14 protein-coding genes are annotated in these 15,705 nt (G+C 35.9%); 8 read left to right on the top strand and 6 right to left on the bottom strand.

The genetic code is table 11. The annotated features are described in order from the left end of the window. Positions 1 to 9: 9 nt before the first annotated feature. The 4 genes from mtnK to ACFSO7_RS15515 all read right to left on the bottom strand — a co-directional run bounded on the left by mtnK (position 10) and on the right by ACFSO7_RS15515 (position 5,021). Complete coding sequence (gene mtnK / locus ACFSO7_RS15530) at positions 10 to 1,233, bottom strand: S-methyl-5-thioribose kinase (RefSeq protein WP_377878241.1); 1,224 nt, start codon at positions 1,231 to 1,233, stop codon at positions 10 to 12. A 17-nt stretch (positions 1,234 to 1,250) separates the two neighbouring features. Continuing rightward, positions 1,251 to 2,252: an ABC transporter permease gene (locus ACFSO7_RS15525; RefSeq protein WP_377878240.1), complete on the bottom strand. Its 1,002-nt coding sequence runs from the start codon at positions 2,250 to 2,252 to the stop codon at positions 1,251 to 1,253. Continuing rightward, a complete protein-coding gene (locus tag ACFSO7_RS15520; protein ID WP_377878316.1) occupies positions 2,253 to 3,737 on the bottom strand; it encodes a sugar ABC transporter ATP-binding protein in 1,485 nt (494 codons plus the stop codon). It lies immediately after the preceding gene. 201 nt (positions 3,738 to 3,938) lie between these two features. Further along, positions 3,939 to 5,021 carry a sugar ABC transporter substrate-binding protein gene (locus tag ACFSO7_RS15515; RefSeq protein ID WP_377878315.1) on the bottom strand — a complete coding sequence of 361 codons (1,083 nt, stop codon included), beginning with the start codon at positions 5,019 to 5,021 and terminating at the stop codon, positions 3,939 to 3,941. A 638-nt stretch (positions 5,022 to 5,659) separates the two neighbouring features. Here ACFSO7_RS15515 and ACFSO7_RS15510 point away from each other — a divergent pair. The 8 genes from ACFSO7_RS15510 to ACFSO7_RS15475 all read left to right on the top strand — a co-directional run bounded on the left by ACFSO7_RS15510 (position 5,660) and on the right by ACFSO7_RS15475 (position 14,301). Next, entirely contained in the window at positions 5,660 to 6,283 is a 624-nt protein-coding gene (locus tag ACFSO7_RS15510; RefSeq protein WP_377878239.1) for a YhbD family protein, read from the top strand. 14 nt (positions 6,284 to 6,297) lie between these two features. Further along, positions 6,298 to 7,011 (top strand): polymer-forming cytoskeletal protein, encoded by a 714-nt coding sequence (locus ACFSO7_RS15505; RefSeq protein WP_377878238.1) that lies wholly within the window; start codon positions 6,298 to 6,300, stop codon positions 7,009 to 7,011. A gap of 16 nt (positions 7,012 to 7,027) precedes the next feature. Then, positions 7,028 to 7,738, top strand: a complete 711-nt coding sequence (locus tag ACFSO7_RS15500) for a cytoplasmic protein (RefSeq protein WP_377878237.1) — start codon at positions 7,028 to 7,030, stop codon at positions 7,736 to 7,738. Positions 7,739 to 7,881: 143 nt separating this feature from the next. Beyond that, a complete protein-coding gene (locus ACFSO7_RS15495) occupies positions 7,882 to 9,423 on the top strand; it encodes a spore germination protein (RefSeq protein WP_377878236.1) in 1,542 nt (513 codons plus the stop codon). Between the two features lie 5 nt (positions 9,424 to 9,428). Further along, complete coding sequence (locus tag ACFSO7_RS15490) at positions 9,429 to 10,532, top strand: GerAB/ArcD/ProY family transporter (protein ID WP_377878235.1); 1,104 nt, start codon at positions 9,429 to 9,431, stop codon at positions 10,530 to 10,532. Continuing rightward, entirely contained in the window at positions 10,513 to 11,763 is a 1,251-nt protein-coding gene (locus ACFSO7_RS15485; RefSeq protein ID WP_377878234.1) for a Ger(x)C family spore germination protein, read from the top strand. The genes ACFSO7_RS15490 and ACFSO7_RS15485 overlap by 20 nt, the downstream gene beginning before the upstream one ends. Next, positions 11,764 to 11,922: a hypothetical protein gene (locus ACFSO7_RS15480; RefSeq protein ID WP_377878233.1), complete on the top strand. Its 159-nt coding sequence runs from the start codon at positions 11,764 to 11,766 to the stop codon at positions 11,920 to 11,922. 183 nt (positions 11,923 to 12,105) lie between these two features. Beyond that, on the top strand, positions 12,106 to 14,301 hold the full coding sequence (locus ACFSO7_RS15475; protein WP_377878232.1) for a sensor domain-containing protein: 2,196 nt from the start codon (positions 12,106 to 12,108) through the stop codon (positions 14,299 to 14,301). 60 nt (positions 14,302 to 14,361) lie between these two features. Here ACFSO7_RS15475 and ACFSO7_RS15470 read toward each other — a convergent pair whose 3' ends face one another. Next, positions 14,362 to 14,667 (bottom strand): antibiotic biosynthesis monooxygenase family protein, encoded by a 306-nt coding sequence (locus ACFSO7_RS15470; RefSeq protein ID WP_377878231.1) that lies wholly within the window; start codon positions 14,665 to 14,667, stop codon positions 14,362 to 14,364. 48 nt (positions 14,668 to 14,715) lie between these two features. After that, positions 14,716 to 15,672 (bottom strand): siderophore ABC transporter substrate-binding protein, encoded by a 957-nt coding sequence (locus tag ACFSO7_RS15465; protein WP_377878230.1) that lies wholly within the window; start codon positions 15,670 to 15,672, stop codon positions 14,716 to 14,718. Positions 15,673 to 15,705: the final 33 nt, after the last annotated feature.

Raw genomic sequence — 15,705 nt, 5'->3', positions numbered from 1 at the left:
ATGCCTCCTCTAATATTGTTGTTCAGCCGTTTGAATCACTCTTACAAAATCTTCTCCAGACTTCATTGTTTCTCGATTTAAAATAAAAGCTTTCCCTGCCGTTAAGCAAATTTTTTCTGCTCGAACTCTCGAGTTAGCATCTGAAATCGAAGTTAAATCCTTTACATGTGCAAGTCCGACAGTTCGTCTGATTAGCTCAAGACCCGTAACAGCTGAAGTATCTTTTAAAATCGAGTGTAAATAAAATTCCTTAAAGCCATCGTATTTCGCAACTGATTCCGTTGCCTTTTGATCCCAAGCTTTTAGAAACTTCTTATTGAATAAATCAACCGTTTCTTTAATCGTTTCCGCTAAATAACCTAAGTAATCTACTTTCGAATTTTCGTCTGTCATCGTCATTTTTGCATGAACGAACGCAAAAGTTAAGTTGGCGATCACATTTCCAATGTCGTATCCAGCTGGACCATAGAAAGCGAATTCTGGATCGATTACTTTTGTTGAGTCTTCTTTTATAAAAATAGACCCTGTGTGTAAATCACCATGAAGTAAACTTTGTGCATTTGTCATGAATTCAAATTTAAGTTTGGCAGTTTCAAGTGCTAATTCGGAATCGTTCCATATATGTTCTTGAACAAATTCCCTCGTTCCTTCAAAAACATCATTACGAGGACAGTCGTAAAACGGTTCTGTATAAACAAGGTCCTCCGTGATTTCGCATAACTCTGGATTGATGAACGTTTTTACTAGCTCCTTCTTTTCTTTATGACCTAGTACAACATCTGATGTTAATAATAATGTATTTACTAGAAACGTAGAAATATGGTCAGCAAATAAAGGGAATTTCTTATATTTTAATAGAGCTGTTCGCATAATTTCATGGTCTGAAAGATCTTCCATTACACAGCAGTTCATGATTGGATCGTATTTATATACTTTCGGAACGAAACCTGGTGCAAGATCATATTGTAGTTCTAAAATTTCACTTTCAATACGATTTCGATCTGGCGAAAGCTTGAATTCATCGGAAATTCGAGCGACTGGTCCTGCTTGTTTAATAATAATAGATTGTTTGCTTTTCTCATCTACTACTTTAAAAACATAGTTTAGGTTGCCGTCGCCAATTTCCTTACAAGATAACTGTGCTTCTGGATCAAAAATCGTTAATCTCGTTTTTGCATAGTCAATTGCATCTTGTTCAGTCATTGTGAAATATTCTGTCGTAAAGTCTTTCATCTCGGGTTCCCCCCATCTTATTTCTGTTTGTAATAGGTTAATGCAAGTGCAAGGGCCAAAACGGTTCCTTTTACGATATCCATAGCATAATAAGGGACAGACATCATGACTAATCCGTTTTGTAAAATACCAATTAATACAGCTCCAACAAACGTTCCAAATGCATTTGGTTTACCCGCGCCTAGTACGGATGAACCAATAAATGCTGCTGCGACCGCATCCATTAAGTAAGGGGCACCTGAGTTTATTTCAGATGTCATTACACGTGAAGCAAGGACGATCCCACCGATAGCTGCAAAGGTTGCTGAAAGAAGATAAGCTAACACTTTGTATTTGTTAACTGGAATCCCAGACAATCTAGCAGCCTCTTTGTTTCCTCCAATCACATACATATAACGACCATGTTTTGTGTAATTTAGGAAAATATGAACTAAAACGACCACTACGACCATGATGATAATAATCCACGGCACTTGGCCAATTTTTCCAAAAGAGGCTGGGATGACACCTGTCGAGAAGGTTCCATCTGGCATAACCATATTCTGTGAGATGGTTGCCCCTTTCGTATAGGTCAAGGCAATCCCTTGAATAATGAACATCGTAGCTAATGTCATTAGCATATCAGGAATTCTTACTTTTACAATCATAAACGAGTTGAAGGCACCAACAACTAATGCCGCTCCAATTGCCGCTAGTATGGCAATAAAAATGTTTTGTGAAAACCAAACAAACATTGATATAACTATAGCATTTGATAATGATACCGTCGATCCAACAGATAAATCGAAGCCATCTACTGATAGAGAAATCGTGATTCCAATGGCGATGATTGTAACGATTGAGATTGATCTTAAAATGTTAATGATATTGTTACCCTGGATAAAATTAGGATTCGTGGCTGCAAAAACGATGACAAGCGCAAAAATCGTAATAATCGTCCCATACTTATATAAGAAATCAAATAGTTCAAAACCCTTTTTAGTTTGAGGCGCTTTTTGAAGAGGATTCGCTGCGTTCATCTATTTCCCTCCTGTTGAATAAAATAACAGTTCTTCTTCATTGGTAGTCTTTGTTTCTAGCTCTTTTGCGACTTCACCATCATAGACAACGTAAACACGATCGGTTATTCCTATGATTTCAGATAGTTCACACGATGCGTATATGATAGATTTCCCTCTTTTTGCCAATCCGGAAATAAGTTCAAATATATCCTTTTTCGCGCCAACATCGACACCTTTTGTCGGTTCGTCAAAAATATACACTTCCGCATCAGCAATTAACCATTTTCCAATGGCCACTTTTTGCTGATTTCCCCCGGATAAATTTTGCACTTTGGTTTCTTCAGAAGGCGTCTTAATTCCGAGATTTTGAATCATTTCAAGGGACTTCTTTTTCTCACCCTTAACATCTACAAAACTTAAAAGCTTCGAAAATTTATTTAAACTAGCAGCAGTAAGGTTTGCAGCAACTGATTCTTGCACAAGCACCCCTTCTTTTCTTCTCTCTTCGGGAACAAGTGCGATTCCTTTTTTTACGGCGTCATGAGGATTTCTTATTTTCACTTTTTTTCCACGAATCATGATTTCACCTGAGGTTATTTTTGCAGCACCGAATAGCGCCTTACATAGTTCTGTTTTACCGGCACCGACTAGACCGGCCAATCCGACAATTTCGCCTGCTTTTACATGCATATTAAAATTCTTTATTAATCCTGTATCATGAAGTCCATTCACTTGAAGGACGGTATCACCAATTTCAACATTATATTTTGGAAATTGCTCTTCCAACTTTTCCCCTAACATATACTCGACAATTTGGTTTGGTGAAGTTTCTGCAATTTTTTCTGCAATCACAAACTCACCATTTTTCATGACAGTAATATCATCGCAAATTTCGAATAGCTCAGGCAATCGATGAGAAATAAAAATAATTCCGACGTTTTTCTTTTTTAAATCACGAACGATTCTAAAAAGTTCCGAAGTTTCAGAATGGCTTAGTGGAGCGGTTGGCTCATCTAATATTAGAAATTTACATTGTTTTGATATCGATCTTGCAATAAGAACCATTTGTTTTTCTGCTAATGTTAATTCACTTACGAGTTTCTTCGAAGATACGTTTACATTCATGCTTTTTAATATTTCTGTTGCTTTTTCATGGATTTGTTTCCAACTGACAAATTGACTTTTTCCCATTTCATGAACGGTTACATTTAACATAATATTTTCCCCGACCGTTAAATAAGGGATAAGAGCAGTATCTACTTCTTGATAAACGATTTGAATACCATAGTCTTGAGCGTCCTTTGGAGATCTAATGTTCACGGGTTTCCCATCAAGGAAAATTTCACCTGTATAATGAGTATAAGCCCCTGAAAGAACCTTCATTAAAGTAGATTTCCCTGCACCATTTGCTCCAATTAGGGCATGTGAGGTACCTGTCTTCGTAGAAAAATAGACTTCATTTAAAGCCTTCACACCTGGAAATTCAATCGAAATATTCTTCATTTCCAATAAAGTTGTCCCTGTCAAACCCATAACCTCCTTCCAAACCTCTTTAACGCACTACCGCACCGGGGGACTGACCCCCAATACTTTAAAGCGTTAATGTGGTGGGGGTCAGTCCCCCGGTGCTTTAAAGTGTTGATGTGATATTTAGTGGGAATACCCTATCAGTGGGGTTTCCGGCCGATAGGGTATTTTTGTGGATTATTTATAGTATTTTTTTAATGTTTTCATCCAGTCTTCTTCAAATTCAGATGTGACGCCCCAGCCTTCTACTATTTCAGATAGGTTCACCATGTTGACAGGAGAGCTCGAGCTTTGTAACGCTTCTTGTGAAATTAATGACGCTTCTAAATCGAAAGTAGCTGGAGTTTCTTCACCTGCTAATTTCTTCGCTAGAATTCTCATATTCACAGAACCGATAAGCTTTGGATCAACTGCAGCAGAGTATTTCCATGGGCTATTTTCTTCTTGCATTAATTGAAGATCTGCGTTAGATACATCAATACCGTAAATTTTAATTTCATCGCGACCTGCTTCCTTAATTGCACGTGCTGCACCGATAGCAAATGCATCCCAAGTAGCGAAAATCGCATCAATTTTTCCTTTTGGATGCTTATTTAACATAGCCGCAACAGCATTTTGTGTTTGTACAGAAGTATCAGCAGCCGCAACACCAAATCTTTCAATCTCTTTAATACCTGGGCTGAAACCAAGTACTTCTTTATAGACATTATTACGTCTTACCATTGGTGGGAAACCATCTACCCATAAGTAAACGATGTTTGCTTTACCATTTGTATCTTTTACTAATTGTTCCAATGAAAGTGTCGCTAATTCTTCATCATCTTGAGAAGTCATAGTTACACCATTAATCGTAGCGATGTCACCGTTTGAGTCAAATGTTACAACGCTTTTTCCAGCATCGACAATTTTCTTCACATCATCTACTGTTGCTGCGTCATCACCGTGAGAGATAATGAAGCCATCATAGTTCTCAGATAGTGCTTGTGCAATTGCATCATGGAATTTCGCAGTGTCACCGTTTGCAGTAAATACGTCGACTTTGAAGCCCATCGCTTCGCCTTCTTCTTTAGCCCCAGCTAAAAATTGAGCAGTATGATCATCTCCGCCAATTTTACGAATAACTTTAATTTTCACTTCTTTTCCTTCAGTAAATCGTTTAGGTACTCCTTCTAAAGAAACATCCTTATTGCCTTTCGGCTTAGAACTCTCTTCTGAAGAACATCCCGTTAAAAGAAGGGTTAAAGCAAGAACGAAAACCATTGCTTTTTTGAAAAAACTCTTCACCTGAATACACTCCCCTTTTTTTTCTTTTTTTCTATGTAAATCAGAAAACCTTAATAGGTTTTTTGGTTCATAGATAAGAAAGCAGAAATTTTTTTGGATTCTAAAAGTGTCCACCGCAAGCGTCCTAGCCCCAACCTACAGGATTTACTAGTTTCGAGAATGCGATAGGACGTCGCGCCTTTGTCTACCTCGAGGTCATATGTTCAAGGGCCCAAAAAGTCAAAGAACGACTTTCCGACCCTACGAAGCATTTGCTTGTCGGGCTGATCAAGACGCTTCCGCTTTTCTTGATATAACGCTTACATTTTAAATTATCTAAATTTTAACATGCTAACTAATATTTCTACAATGATTATTTTGTATTTTACATAGTTTATATGGAATTTTAAGCACTTTCGAAGCACCTACTCACTTACATGTTGTGGAATTATTTGGTTAACTACAAAAATCAATAAATTTCAGTATACAAGAAGATAGATTTCTACTTTCTCTAAACATTAAAAATTATAAGAAACCAACACATTAAATAAAAAAATTTCTTTTTCTAGCAAAACACCCCTCTTTACAACGTAACAGTGTTATGTTACATTATTTTCAAAGGAAGGTGCTGTTTTATGAGCATGGAGCTAATTTCTAAAAAAGATTTATTAGATTTGACTGGGATCTCCTACGGCCAGCTTTATAGATGGAAACGCAAAGATTTGATTCCTGAGGAATGGTTCATCCGTAAATCAACATTTACAGGACAGGAGACGTTTTTTCCGAAGGAAAAAATTCTAGAACGTATTAAAAAAATCCAAACGATGAAAGAAAACTTGTCTTTAGACGAACTAGCAGATATGTTCTCCCCATCTGTTGGAGATTTTCGTCTTTCTGCAGAGGAGCTAATTCAACGAAACATTGTTTCGAAATTAGTCCTTGATTTTTATATAAATGAAAATACTAATGGTCAGGTATTTACTTTTGATACGATTTTGCAGCTTTATATTATTGAAAAACTTCTGCAAGCAGGAGACATCAGCTTAGATGAAGGGAAAATGCTGTCCCAAATCTTGAGTGATTATCATGATCAAGTGCAACAAAAGAATAGTGAATTAATATTTATTCGTAAGCTTGGGATTTCATCCTGTCTTATCACGAATGGTGCCGAAAGTATTCAATTTGAAAAAGGGACAAAAGTAATTGTTCGACTTTCTTTAGCTGCTTGTGCAGAAGAACTTAAAACGAAGTTAATTTAAGGGGGAAAATATAAATGGAGAAATTGGGAGATTTAATTATTAACGGTGTCGGCAGTTCAAATGGCGGTGAATTTGACCGTGCCATAATTAATGGTAAAGGGAAAGTACATGGGAATCTTCATTGCGGGCTGTTTGAATGTGAAGGATTGGGTTCTGTGAATGGAGACGTGAAAAGCGAAAAAGTAAAAATCAGTGGCAGTGGAAAAATAAGCGGCAACATGTATGCGACTACTTTATCTATTGAAGGCAACGCCTCCATCTCTGGGGATACCTATATGAATAGAATGACTGTTGCAGGTAAATCTTCAGTTGGTGGAAACGTAAAGGGCGAAGAGTTGAAAGTTCAAGGGAAAATCTTTATCGGTGGTAACTGTGAAGTAGAAACTTTTAAGGCTGAGGGTCAATTTAATGTTGGTGGTTTGTTAAGTGCTGAAACGATTGAAATTCATACTTACGGTGAAAGTAAAGCGAAAGAAATTGGTGGGCAAACCATTACAGTTACTCAAAGATCAAACTTTCTTCTCGGGATTCTTAAAACAGTCATCTCTACGAAACTAGAGGCTGACGTGATTGAGGGAGATCATATTATTTTAGAGAATACGAAGGCAAAAGTGGTTCGTGGAAATCATATTGTCATTGGAGAAAATTGTGAAATTGGTTTGGTCGAATATAAAGATACGTATAAATTAGAGAAAAATGGAAGTGTAAAAGAAAGCATTCAAATTTAAGAAATGAGGGAGAGAGATGAGCGAAAATCAAAACTTATCGATTAATGGATCTGGTAGTTACGGAGGTGGGATTTATAATAAAATCAATATCCGTGGCGAAGGTACGATTACGACTGATTTTGAATGTCATAGTTTTAAAACCTTTGGTACAAGTGATCTACTGAAAAACGGAAAAGCAGAACAGTTTGATATTTTCGGAGAAACAGAAATCCGTGGCGATCTTGATGTCAATAAGATGAAAATCTTTGGGACAGCGGAAGTAGGCGGTACAGCTAAGGTAAAAATAGCTAAGATATTCGGAACACTTGAAGTTGGCAATCGATTTACGGGAGAAGAAGCAAATATTAAAGGCAGTCTTTCCGTTAATGGTGATACTGAATTCGAAAATTTTCGTTCAACGGGGGCATTTGAAGTAAAAGGGCTTTTAAATGCTGGTACTATCGAAATTAGCCTTCGCTTCGGAAAAAGCACGGCGAATGAAATCGGCGGAGAAAAAATTGTTGTCAAGAAAAAATCAGGTTTATTCCCCTTTATGAAAGGCGAGGGCACCCTCGAAGCGCGTGTCATTGAAGGCGACGAAATTTATTTAGAGAATACTAAAGCTGAAGTAGTTAGAGGAAAAAAAGTTCACATCGGAACTGGCTGCAATATCGCTTTAGTCGAATATCAAGAACGGTTGACAACAGATTCTAATACAATAATAAAAGAAAATCATAAAATAAATTAAAGTGAACCTTCATTCGTGGGTCGAAGACTCCCATTCGAATGAAGGTTCACTTTTTAATTCTACTATTTTAATTAATCCTCCTATTCATACATAATTACCGGCTATAGAGGAAAAATGTAGAAAAAGGTACGGAGATGTTTAACATGTTAAAAAAACTTTTATCTATGATCGTTCAAAAAGAAATACGAAAGATATCTTATCCTGAACAATCTTCCAGCGATGAAATAAAGCTAAAAGAACAACCCATTCATATAAATTTGGATAAGAATATTCAAACATTCTCAGCTATTTTTTCGATTCCAGAAAATGTTGATGCCAAAATTCGGAATGTAGAAATTAATGGAATCCAAAAAAAGGCTGCATTACTTTATATTAGTTCCATTTCGGATACGAAAATTATTGAAGATAATGTCATCAAACCTTTTCAAAAAAATGTGGATTCCTCAAAAAAAATAAGGGATCTTATTTCTGCCGAATACTTTACAACCGAACATAAGATTAAGGACGTATTAGAAGGTGTCACAAAAGGAAATACTGCGCTTTTTGTAGAGGGCGAAAATATCGCCTACATGATCAATGCCGCTAACTTCCAAGGAAGAAATATAGAAAAACCTGAGAATGAAGTTTCCCTTAAAGGACCGAAGGAAGCATTCAATGAAAAAGCGATGACGAATATTTCGCTAATCCGAAAGAAAATCAAAAGCGAAAATTTAGTTGTCGAATCCTTCGTTATAGCGAAACGTTCTAAAAATGAGGTATTCATCGCCTATATAAAGGATATCGCCAATGATGATTTACTCAAAAGAGTAAAAGAAAAAGTAAATGCACTTGATGTTGATTCGGTGCAAAATATCTCAGAACTAGAAACGTTAATCGAGGAAAGGAAATTATCCCTTTTTCCAACCATTTTACACACAGAAAGACCCGATCGTGTCGCCCACTTTCTTGAGGAGGGCTATGTTGTCCTTCTAATGGAGAACTCTCCTTCCTCATTAGTGATGCCAGCTACCTTTTGGTCCTTTTATCATACTGCAGATGATCGATATTTCCGATTTTTATTTGCAAATTTTACAAGAGCCCTTCGAATCGCTGCTTTATTTATTACCTTATTTACATCAGCAATTTACGTCTCAGTTACAAATTTCCATGCCGAAATGGTACCACCTGACCTATTGCTCGCCATAGCGTCAACAAGAGAGAAAGTCCCATTTCCTGCTTTTATTGAAGTGATTATGATGGAAATCGCTTTCGAATTAATCCGAGAAGCAGGTTTAAGAGTACCGAGTCCAATTGGGCCTACGATTGGAATTGTTGGAGCACTCATCCTAGGACAAGCTGCTGTTTCCGCCAATATTGTGAGTCCTATTGTTGTCATCGTCGTTGCTTTAGGAGGGTTAAGCTCCTTTGCAATCGGCGACCTAAGTTTAAACTACACCATTAGATTAAGTCGATTTTTGTTTATATTATCAGCGGGTATGTTCGGCTTTTATGGAATGACAGCATTATTTATGATTGGCTTGTATTATATTGTGTCACTTAAATCATTTGGAGTTCCATATTTAGCACCATATACACCTAAATATATTTCATCTAATGATACGATTTTCCGACGTCTTTCCAAAAATGAATTCTTTCGACCGGGCTATCTGAAACCGAAAGACATCCAGAAAAAATCAGGAGATTAACAAAAATGGAACAAAAAAGAGAAAAGATTGGTATAAGAGAATATGTAGCGATTGTCATCCTTGCTTTAGGTGCTAAAGTGGCGGATGATACCCCAGCTATGCTATTTGAAAAACTAGATACGGCTGCTTGGATGGCTCCAATCCTTATTGGAATACTTGCTATCCTCCCCGTCTTTTTATTATTAAAGGTATTATCTGCCTTTCCTAATAATACCTTTATGGATGTTACGCAAATCATCTTTGGTAAAGCGATTGGCTATATCCTTATTCTGTTTCTTTGGGTGATAGGCACTTTTACCATTGTTATCGATACATCTATTTATACAGATATTATTGGGACGATGTATTTTTCAAAAACTCCTACGTTCATCGTTTATTTAGTCCTCATGGCCATCAGTGCTTATGGAGCCAAAAGAGGGCTTGAAAGCATTGGTTCGGTTGCCTGGTCTGTACTGCCTTATATTAAAGTTTCTTTATTTATTGCCCTTATTTTGACAATGTCTCATGGACAAATCAGCTTTCTCGCACCGATTTTCGGTCCGGGAAAATGGGAAATCGTAAAGCAAAGTTCATTTAAAATTTCAATTTTTGCCGATTTATTATTTATCGGTGCCATTGCCCCATTTGTTGCATCTGCAAAGGATTATAAAAAAGGAACTTGGATTGCCCTTATTATCGTTATTATCGATCTAACGATGGCGTTAATCGCTTATTTATTTTTATTTGATTTTGAATCCGTCAAAATGTTGAATTATCCTTTTCATGAAGCGATACGTTATATTTCGATTGGCTTTATTATCAACTTAGAGACCTTTTTCTTTCCGTTTTGGATTATTACTTCTTTTGTCCGATTTTCTTTTTACTTATATTTATCTGGAATGTTTTTTGGGTGGCTTTTTAAAGTGAAGAATTTCGAATACATTATTCCTACTTTTGCTACCTTATTTATTTTTCTTGGAATGATCCCGGAAACACCGACCTTCACGGTCTATCACTTGCGGAAAACAGTTTTAAATATTATCACTCCCATCTTTTTTTTCCTTCCAATCTTGTTTTGGACGATAGCGAAGTTTAAAGGAGTCTTCAATCATGATCAAAATAGTGAATAAATGGTTATGTGTCATGCTTCTAGCCTTATCCTTAAGTGGTTGTTGGGATCAAAGAGAAATCGAGAAAAGAGCGTATGTCTATGCTCTTGGCATGGATAAATCGAAGGATAAAGGTAAATTTACCATTACGTTAATGATTGTCAATCCTGAATATGGATCACAAGTTCAAGGTGGTGGTGGATCAGATGAACCTCCCTACGAGGCAATTACTTTCGAGGCAAATGATTTAATTTCTGCTCGGAACTTAGCTAACTCGGTCGTAGCAAAGGAAATTACGTATGATCTTCTGAGGGTCATCATCGTTTCTGAAGACTTAGCCAGAGAAAAACAATTTATTCGGTTGTTTTACGATGTCACAAAGGATCGGGAAATTCGCCGGGATGATTATTTTATTGTGACAAAAGAAAATGTGAGTGAATTCTTCTTAAAGAATAAACCAAAGCTTGAGACGAGAGTGCATAAATATTATGAATTAATTTTAAAACGCGGCATCGAAACGGGAATGATTCCTGATTCGGAAGTAAATCGATTTTTTCGAGTTACCGAAGCAGATGCCGAACTCTATTTAGCTATTTATGGTACCACGGAAAAAGATAAAAAAGATTCGAATCAAGAAGAGGACCAAGTGTTCGCTGGCCAATTTAATGCAAGAGGAGAAACAAATGTAACCCAGTTTCTCGGGTCTGCTGTATTTAAGGAAGGCAAAATGATCGGTAAATTAACTGGTGAAGAAACACGACTGTCCATTATGCTTAATAACACATTACATATGTCAGATGTCATAACAACCGTTCCAGACCCATTTAATGAGAAGTATCAGTTAGCTGCTAGATTTACAAAAATAAGGGATAACAAGATCAAAATGGACTTAAAAAATGGTCCAGGAGTCATCGATGTGACGATTCCACTTCATGTAGAAATATTATCTGACCACAGTATGGTCAATTATGCAAAGGATGCAAAAAAACGAGCTAAATTGAAAAAATCCATAGAGGAACGATTATCGAAGAAATTAGAAAACTTCGTCAAAAAGACACAGGAAGAATTTAAAGGCGAGCCATTTGGCTGGTCATTGATTGCAAGAAATAAATTTCAAACAATACCGGAATATGAAAAATTTGATTGGATGAAATCTTATCCAAATATGAAAGTGAACATCCATTTAGACGTAAAGTATGGTGAATTTGGCAGACAAACAGAATTACCTAATTTAAAAAAGGTGAGGGATTAAATGAATATATTTATTTTTTTAATAGCCCTTCTAGTCTTTTTCTATACATTGGGATACTCGATCACCCTTTGGAAAGAAAAAAACAAAATGGGTTCTTTAGCTGTCCTTCTGTTAGCTTTGTCAGTCATCATCACTCCATTCTTTACAGTAATACGTTAAGCGATTGAAAAATAACAAAACCATTTTAAAGCTTGTCAATAGTGGAAATATACAAAGTATTGCAATATTCGACACCATGTGATAAAAATGAAATATTGTCCGAAAATATACAAATTTTTGCACGAATATAGGCAAAAATAACTATATAATGAACTTATTAGTATTAAATTGGGAGGTGGCTGAATGAGAAAAATGGACGAAATGTTTGAAACCACTCATATACAATGTGTACTGAATACATTTCAAAAGCTCCTTCAAACAAACAATGCAAATAACCATAAAATTGAAACCTGTATTCAAGATACACTCCACTTCTTACATGATTTTAACAATTTAAAACATGCATTAGACTCATCTGTAATTGTCGCTATAACGGATACTGATGGGATTATTATTTATGCAAATGATAAATTTTGCAAGATTTCAAAATATACACGGGAAGAACTAATTGGTAAAAACCATAGACTTCTTAATTCTGGCTATCATGACCCATCCTTCTTTAGACAAATGTGGGCACAAATAAAAAGTGGTCAAATTTGGGAAGGCGAAATTAGAAATAAAGCAAAGGATGGCTCTATTTATTGGGTTAAAACGACCATTGTCCCATTAAAAGATGAACATGGTATACCTTTTATGTATATGACATTAAGGACTGACATTACAGAGGGAAGGCTTGCCCAAGAGAGATTAGTTAAAGCTTTAGAAAATGATTTTCGCTTTGTTGTAAATTCGATGCATAATCTCATATTTAAAGTAGTGAAAACAGCTGATGGGTTTAAATATATATTAAATGAAGGAAAATTAGCTTACGAGCTCGGATTAGAAAAGGAAAAAATGTTCCTTAAAAGCCCGGAAGAAATTTTTCCAGAAGATATTTCTTCTTTATTAAAACAAAGATATACGCAAGCATTTACTGGTATGGATATTTCCTATCAATATTCATTTAAAGGAAAACAATTACTTACATATTTATCTCCGATTTATCGGGATGGTGAAGTGATTGAATTAATCGGATGCATAAATGAAATTACTGAGCTTCACGAAGCACAAGAGAAAATCAAGTTAATGGCATTTCAGGATAATACGACAGATTTACCGAACCGAAGAAAATTTAGTGACGATCTCGTGGAATTTATTAAGAGTATGGACCAAGCAGAATATCAATTGGCTGTCTTTTTTCTTGACTTGGACCGTTTTAAACAGATTAATGACACATTTGGACATACAACTGGAGATTTATTAATAAAAGAAGTCGCTTTAAGATTAAAAGAAGTAGTTGCTAGAAATGGTAACGTATACCGACTAGCTGGTGATGAGTTCATGATTATTTATCCAAACATTGAGGATTGTGCTGTCGTTTCTTTTTATGCGTCACAAATTCTTTCCTTGTTTGAGACAGCATTTACTCTTTCTAATCAAATGGAAATCCATACTTCTGCAAGTATTGGCATCAGCATTTATCCAAATCATGGGCATGACCCTGATACTTTGCTCAAGAATGCCGATATTGCCATGTATCAGGCAAAGGATGATAAAAAAAATACCTTCAAAATCTATCAACCAGAAATGAACCAACAGTTTGAAGAAGCAATGCTCATTGAACATTATTTGAAAAATGCGATTGATTATCATGAGCTAGAATTATATTTTCAACCAAAAATAGATTTACCTTCAAAGAAAATGAATGGTATTGAGGCTTTATTACGTTGGAATAACCCAAAACTTGGTCAAATTCCACCAGCAAAATTTATTCCAATAGCCGAAGAAACTGGATTTATAATTAAATTGGATGAGTGGGTATTAGAAAAAGCTTGCTACCAAAATAAAGTTTGGAATGATACCCTATTTACTCAGCCTACTAAAGTTTCTGTTAATATCTCACCACAGCATTTTCGACTGCCAAATTTCGAAAATATCGTGAAAAGAGTACTTGATAAAACGGGATTAAATCCAAGACTATTAGAAATCGAAATTACTGAACATAGTTTTGTTGAAAATATTGAGGAATGTATCATATGCCTAAAGAGGTTGAGTGAAATGGGCGTTTCAATTGCCATTGATGACTTTGGAATAGGCTATTCCTCGTTAAACTATTTAAGAAAATTTCCAATTCAATGCTTAAAAATTGATCGATCCTTTATTCAGGAAGTATCAGAAAATAGGGATAATATCGCTATCGTGCGGGCCATTATCTATCTTGCTCATGAATTAAACTTAAAGGTTGTAGCTGAAGGAATTGAAACAGAGGAAGTCATTCATCTATTAGAAGAATTGGGCTGTGATGAAATTCAAGGTTATTTTATTAGTAAACCATTACCTGTAAAAGCATTTGAGGATTTTTTCCAAAGAATGAATCATGGATGTATGACATTAATCTAAATTCAAAGAGGACCATTCAGATTAAACTGGATGGTCCTTTTTAATCATTCGAATTCTGCCTCAAACTTTAACTTCATAAACATCCTGACTGGTTTCAATAACAAATTCAGGTTTTGCAACTCCGCGATTTGCCTTGTGACCAGCAATATGCTCTGGACTCTTCTCCCAATTTTTCCAAGCCTCTTCTGACTCCCAACGGACAATAACTAATACTTCTTCATCACCGCGACGTGCCTTTTTTACTAATACTTGTTTATCTATGAAACCAGGCATCTGCCCTTGCAAGCCACCTTTTTTTGAAAAACGATCGACGATTTGATCAGAGAAACCTTCTTTTACGACAATTTTTTTAATTTGATAAAACATTGTCATCCCTCCGTTTAGTAAAGCCAGGCATTGCCTGGCTTTAGCATATTAGATAGCTGCTTCGACTTCTTTCATCATTTCTTGTACTGATTTTAATCCTCCACCACTTAGATACCAGTAGTCTGGATCTAGATAGATGATTTTTCCGTCTTTATAGGCTGTGGTTTTTTGAACAAGTTCGTTTTCAATCGTATCTTTTGCACCTGCTTCGCTACCTACTGCGACATTGCGGTCAATAACAAATAATACTTCAGGGTTTTTCTCCATAATGTATTCAAATGTAATGCTTTGACCGTGGGTTGAAACTTCAATATTCTGATCAACTGCCCCAAAGCCCAATACATCATGAATGATTCCGAAACGAGAACTTGGGCCATATGCACTTACTTTTCCTTCGTTTGCTAACACGATTAAGCCTTTTTTATTTGCCTCTGAAACTTTACTTGATAACTCTTCAATACTTGCATAAATTTCATCTACTTTAGATGCTACTTCATCTTCTTTACCAAAAATTTCGCCCACTAAGTTCATGTTTTTCTCAAAAGAATCCATATAGTTTGAGTAGTCAATACCGACAAACACAGTTGGAGCAATTTCTGCAAATTGATCATATAATTCTGCTTGACGTGCTGAAATGAAAATCACATCTGGTTGCATCGCATGAATCGCTTCAAAGTCTGGCTCTTTTAAACTACCGACGTTTGTATATGTATCTACTGCATATTTTTCTAGATACTTTGGAATCGTCGCTTGCGGTACTCCTGTTACTTCAATTCCTAATTCATCTAATGTGTCTAAAATTCCAAAGTCGAACACGACTACTTTTTCAGGATTTTTCTTCACAACAGCTTCCCCGTATTGGTGCTTAATCGTCATTTCTTCCGATATTTCCGGCTCTGAACCTTCACCAGATGACTTTTTAGATGTACCTTCTTCCTTTGAACCACACGCTGCTAATAGTAATATCAACGTGAAAACAAGGGTGAATAAACTCCACTTTTTCATATTTAAAACTCCCCTTTTTTTAAAATTTTATAA

This window comes from Bacillus sp. CGMCC 1.16607, from assembly GCF_042683745.1.
GTDB lineage: Bacteria > Bacillota > Bacilli > Bacillales > Cytobacillaceae > Pseudoneobacillus.
Note: the sequence above shows the minus strand (reverse complement) of the source record. Positions and strands in the feature narration are given on the sequence as shown.

Excerpts from the sequence above, each read along its gene's own strand:
- ACFSO7_RS15500 (WP_377878237.1), top strand. The coding sequence starts at position 7,028 with ATGAGCGAAAATCAAAACTTATCGATTAATGGATCTGGTAGTTACGGA.
- ACFSO7_RS15520 (WP_377878316.1), bottom strand. The coding sequence starts at position 3,737 with ATGAAGAATATTTCGATTGAATTTCCAGGTGTGAAGGCTTTAAATGAA.
- ACFSO7_RS15490 (WP_377878235.1), top strand. The coding sequence starts at position 9,429 with ATGGAACAAAAAAGAGAAAAGATTGGTATAAGAGAATATGTAGCGATT.
- mtnK (WP_377878241.1), bottom strand. The coding sequence starts at position 1,233 with ATGAAAGACTTTACGACAGAATATTTCACAATGACTGAACAAGATGCA.
- ACFSO7_RS15465 (WP_377878230.1), bottom strand. The coding sequence starts at position 15,672 with ATGAAAAAGTGGAGTTTATTCACCCTTGTTTTCACGTTGATATTACTA.
- ACFSO7_RS15470 (WP_377878231.1), bottom strand. The coding sequence starts at position 14,667 with ATGTTTTATCAAATTAAAAAAATTGTCGTAAAAGAAGGTTTCTCTGAT.
- ACFSO7_RS15515 (WP_377878315.1), bottom strand. The coding sequence starts at position 5,021 with ATGGTTTTCGTTCTTGCTTTAACCCTTCTTTTAACGGGATGTTCTTCA.
- ACFSO7_RS15505 (WP_377878238.1), top strand. The coding sequence starts at position 6,298 with ATGGAGAAATTGGGAGATTTAATTATTAACGGTGTCGGCAGTTCAAAT.
- ACFSO7_RS15510 (WP_377878239.1), top strand. The coding sequence starts at position 5,660 with ATGAGCATGGAGCTAATTTCTAAAAAAGATTTATTAGATTTGACTGGG.
- ACFSO7_RS15475 (WP_377878232.1), top strand. The coding sequence starts at position 12,106 with ATGAGAAAAATGGACGAAATGTTTGAAACCACTCATATACAATGTGTA.
- ACFSO7_RS15480 (WP_377878233.1), top strand. The coding sequence starts at position 11,764 with ATGAATATATTTATTTTTTTAATAGCCCTTCTAGTCTTTTTCTATACA.
- ACFSO7_RS15525 (WP_377878240.1), bottom strand. The coding sequence starts at position 2,252 with ATGAACGCAGCGAATCCTCTTCAAAAAGCGCCTCAAACTAAAAAGGGT.
- ACFSO7_RS15485 (WP_377878234.1), top strand. The coding sequence starts at position 10,513 with ATGATCAAAATAGTGAATAAATGGTTATGTGTCATGCTTCTAGCCTTA.
- ACFSO7_RS15495 (WP_377878236.1), top strand. The coding sequence starts at position 7,882 with ATGTTAAAAAAACTTTTATCTATGATCGTTCAAAAAGAAATACGAAAG.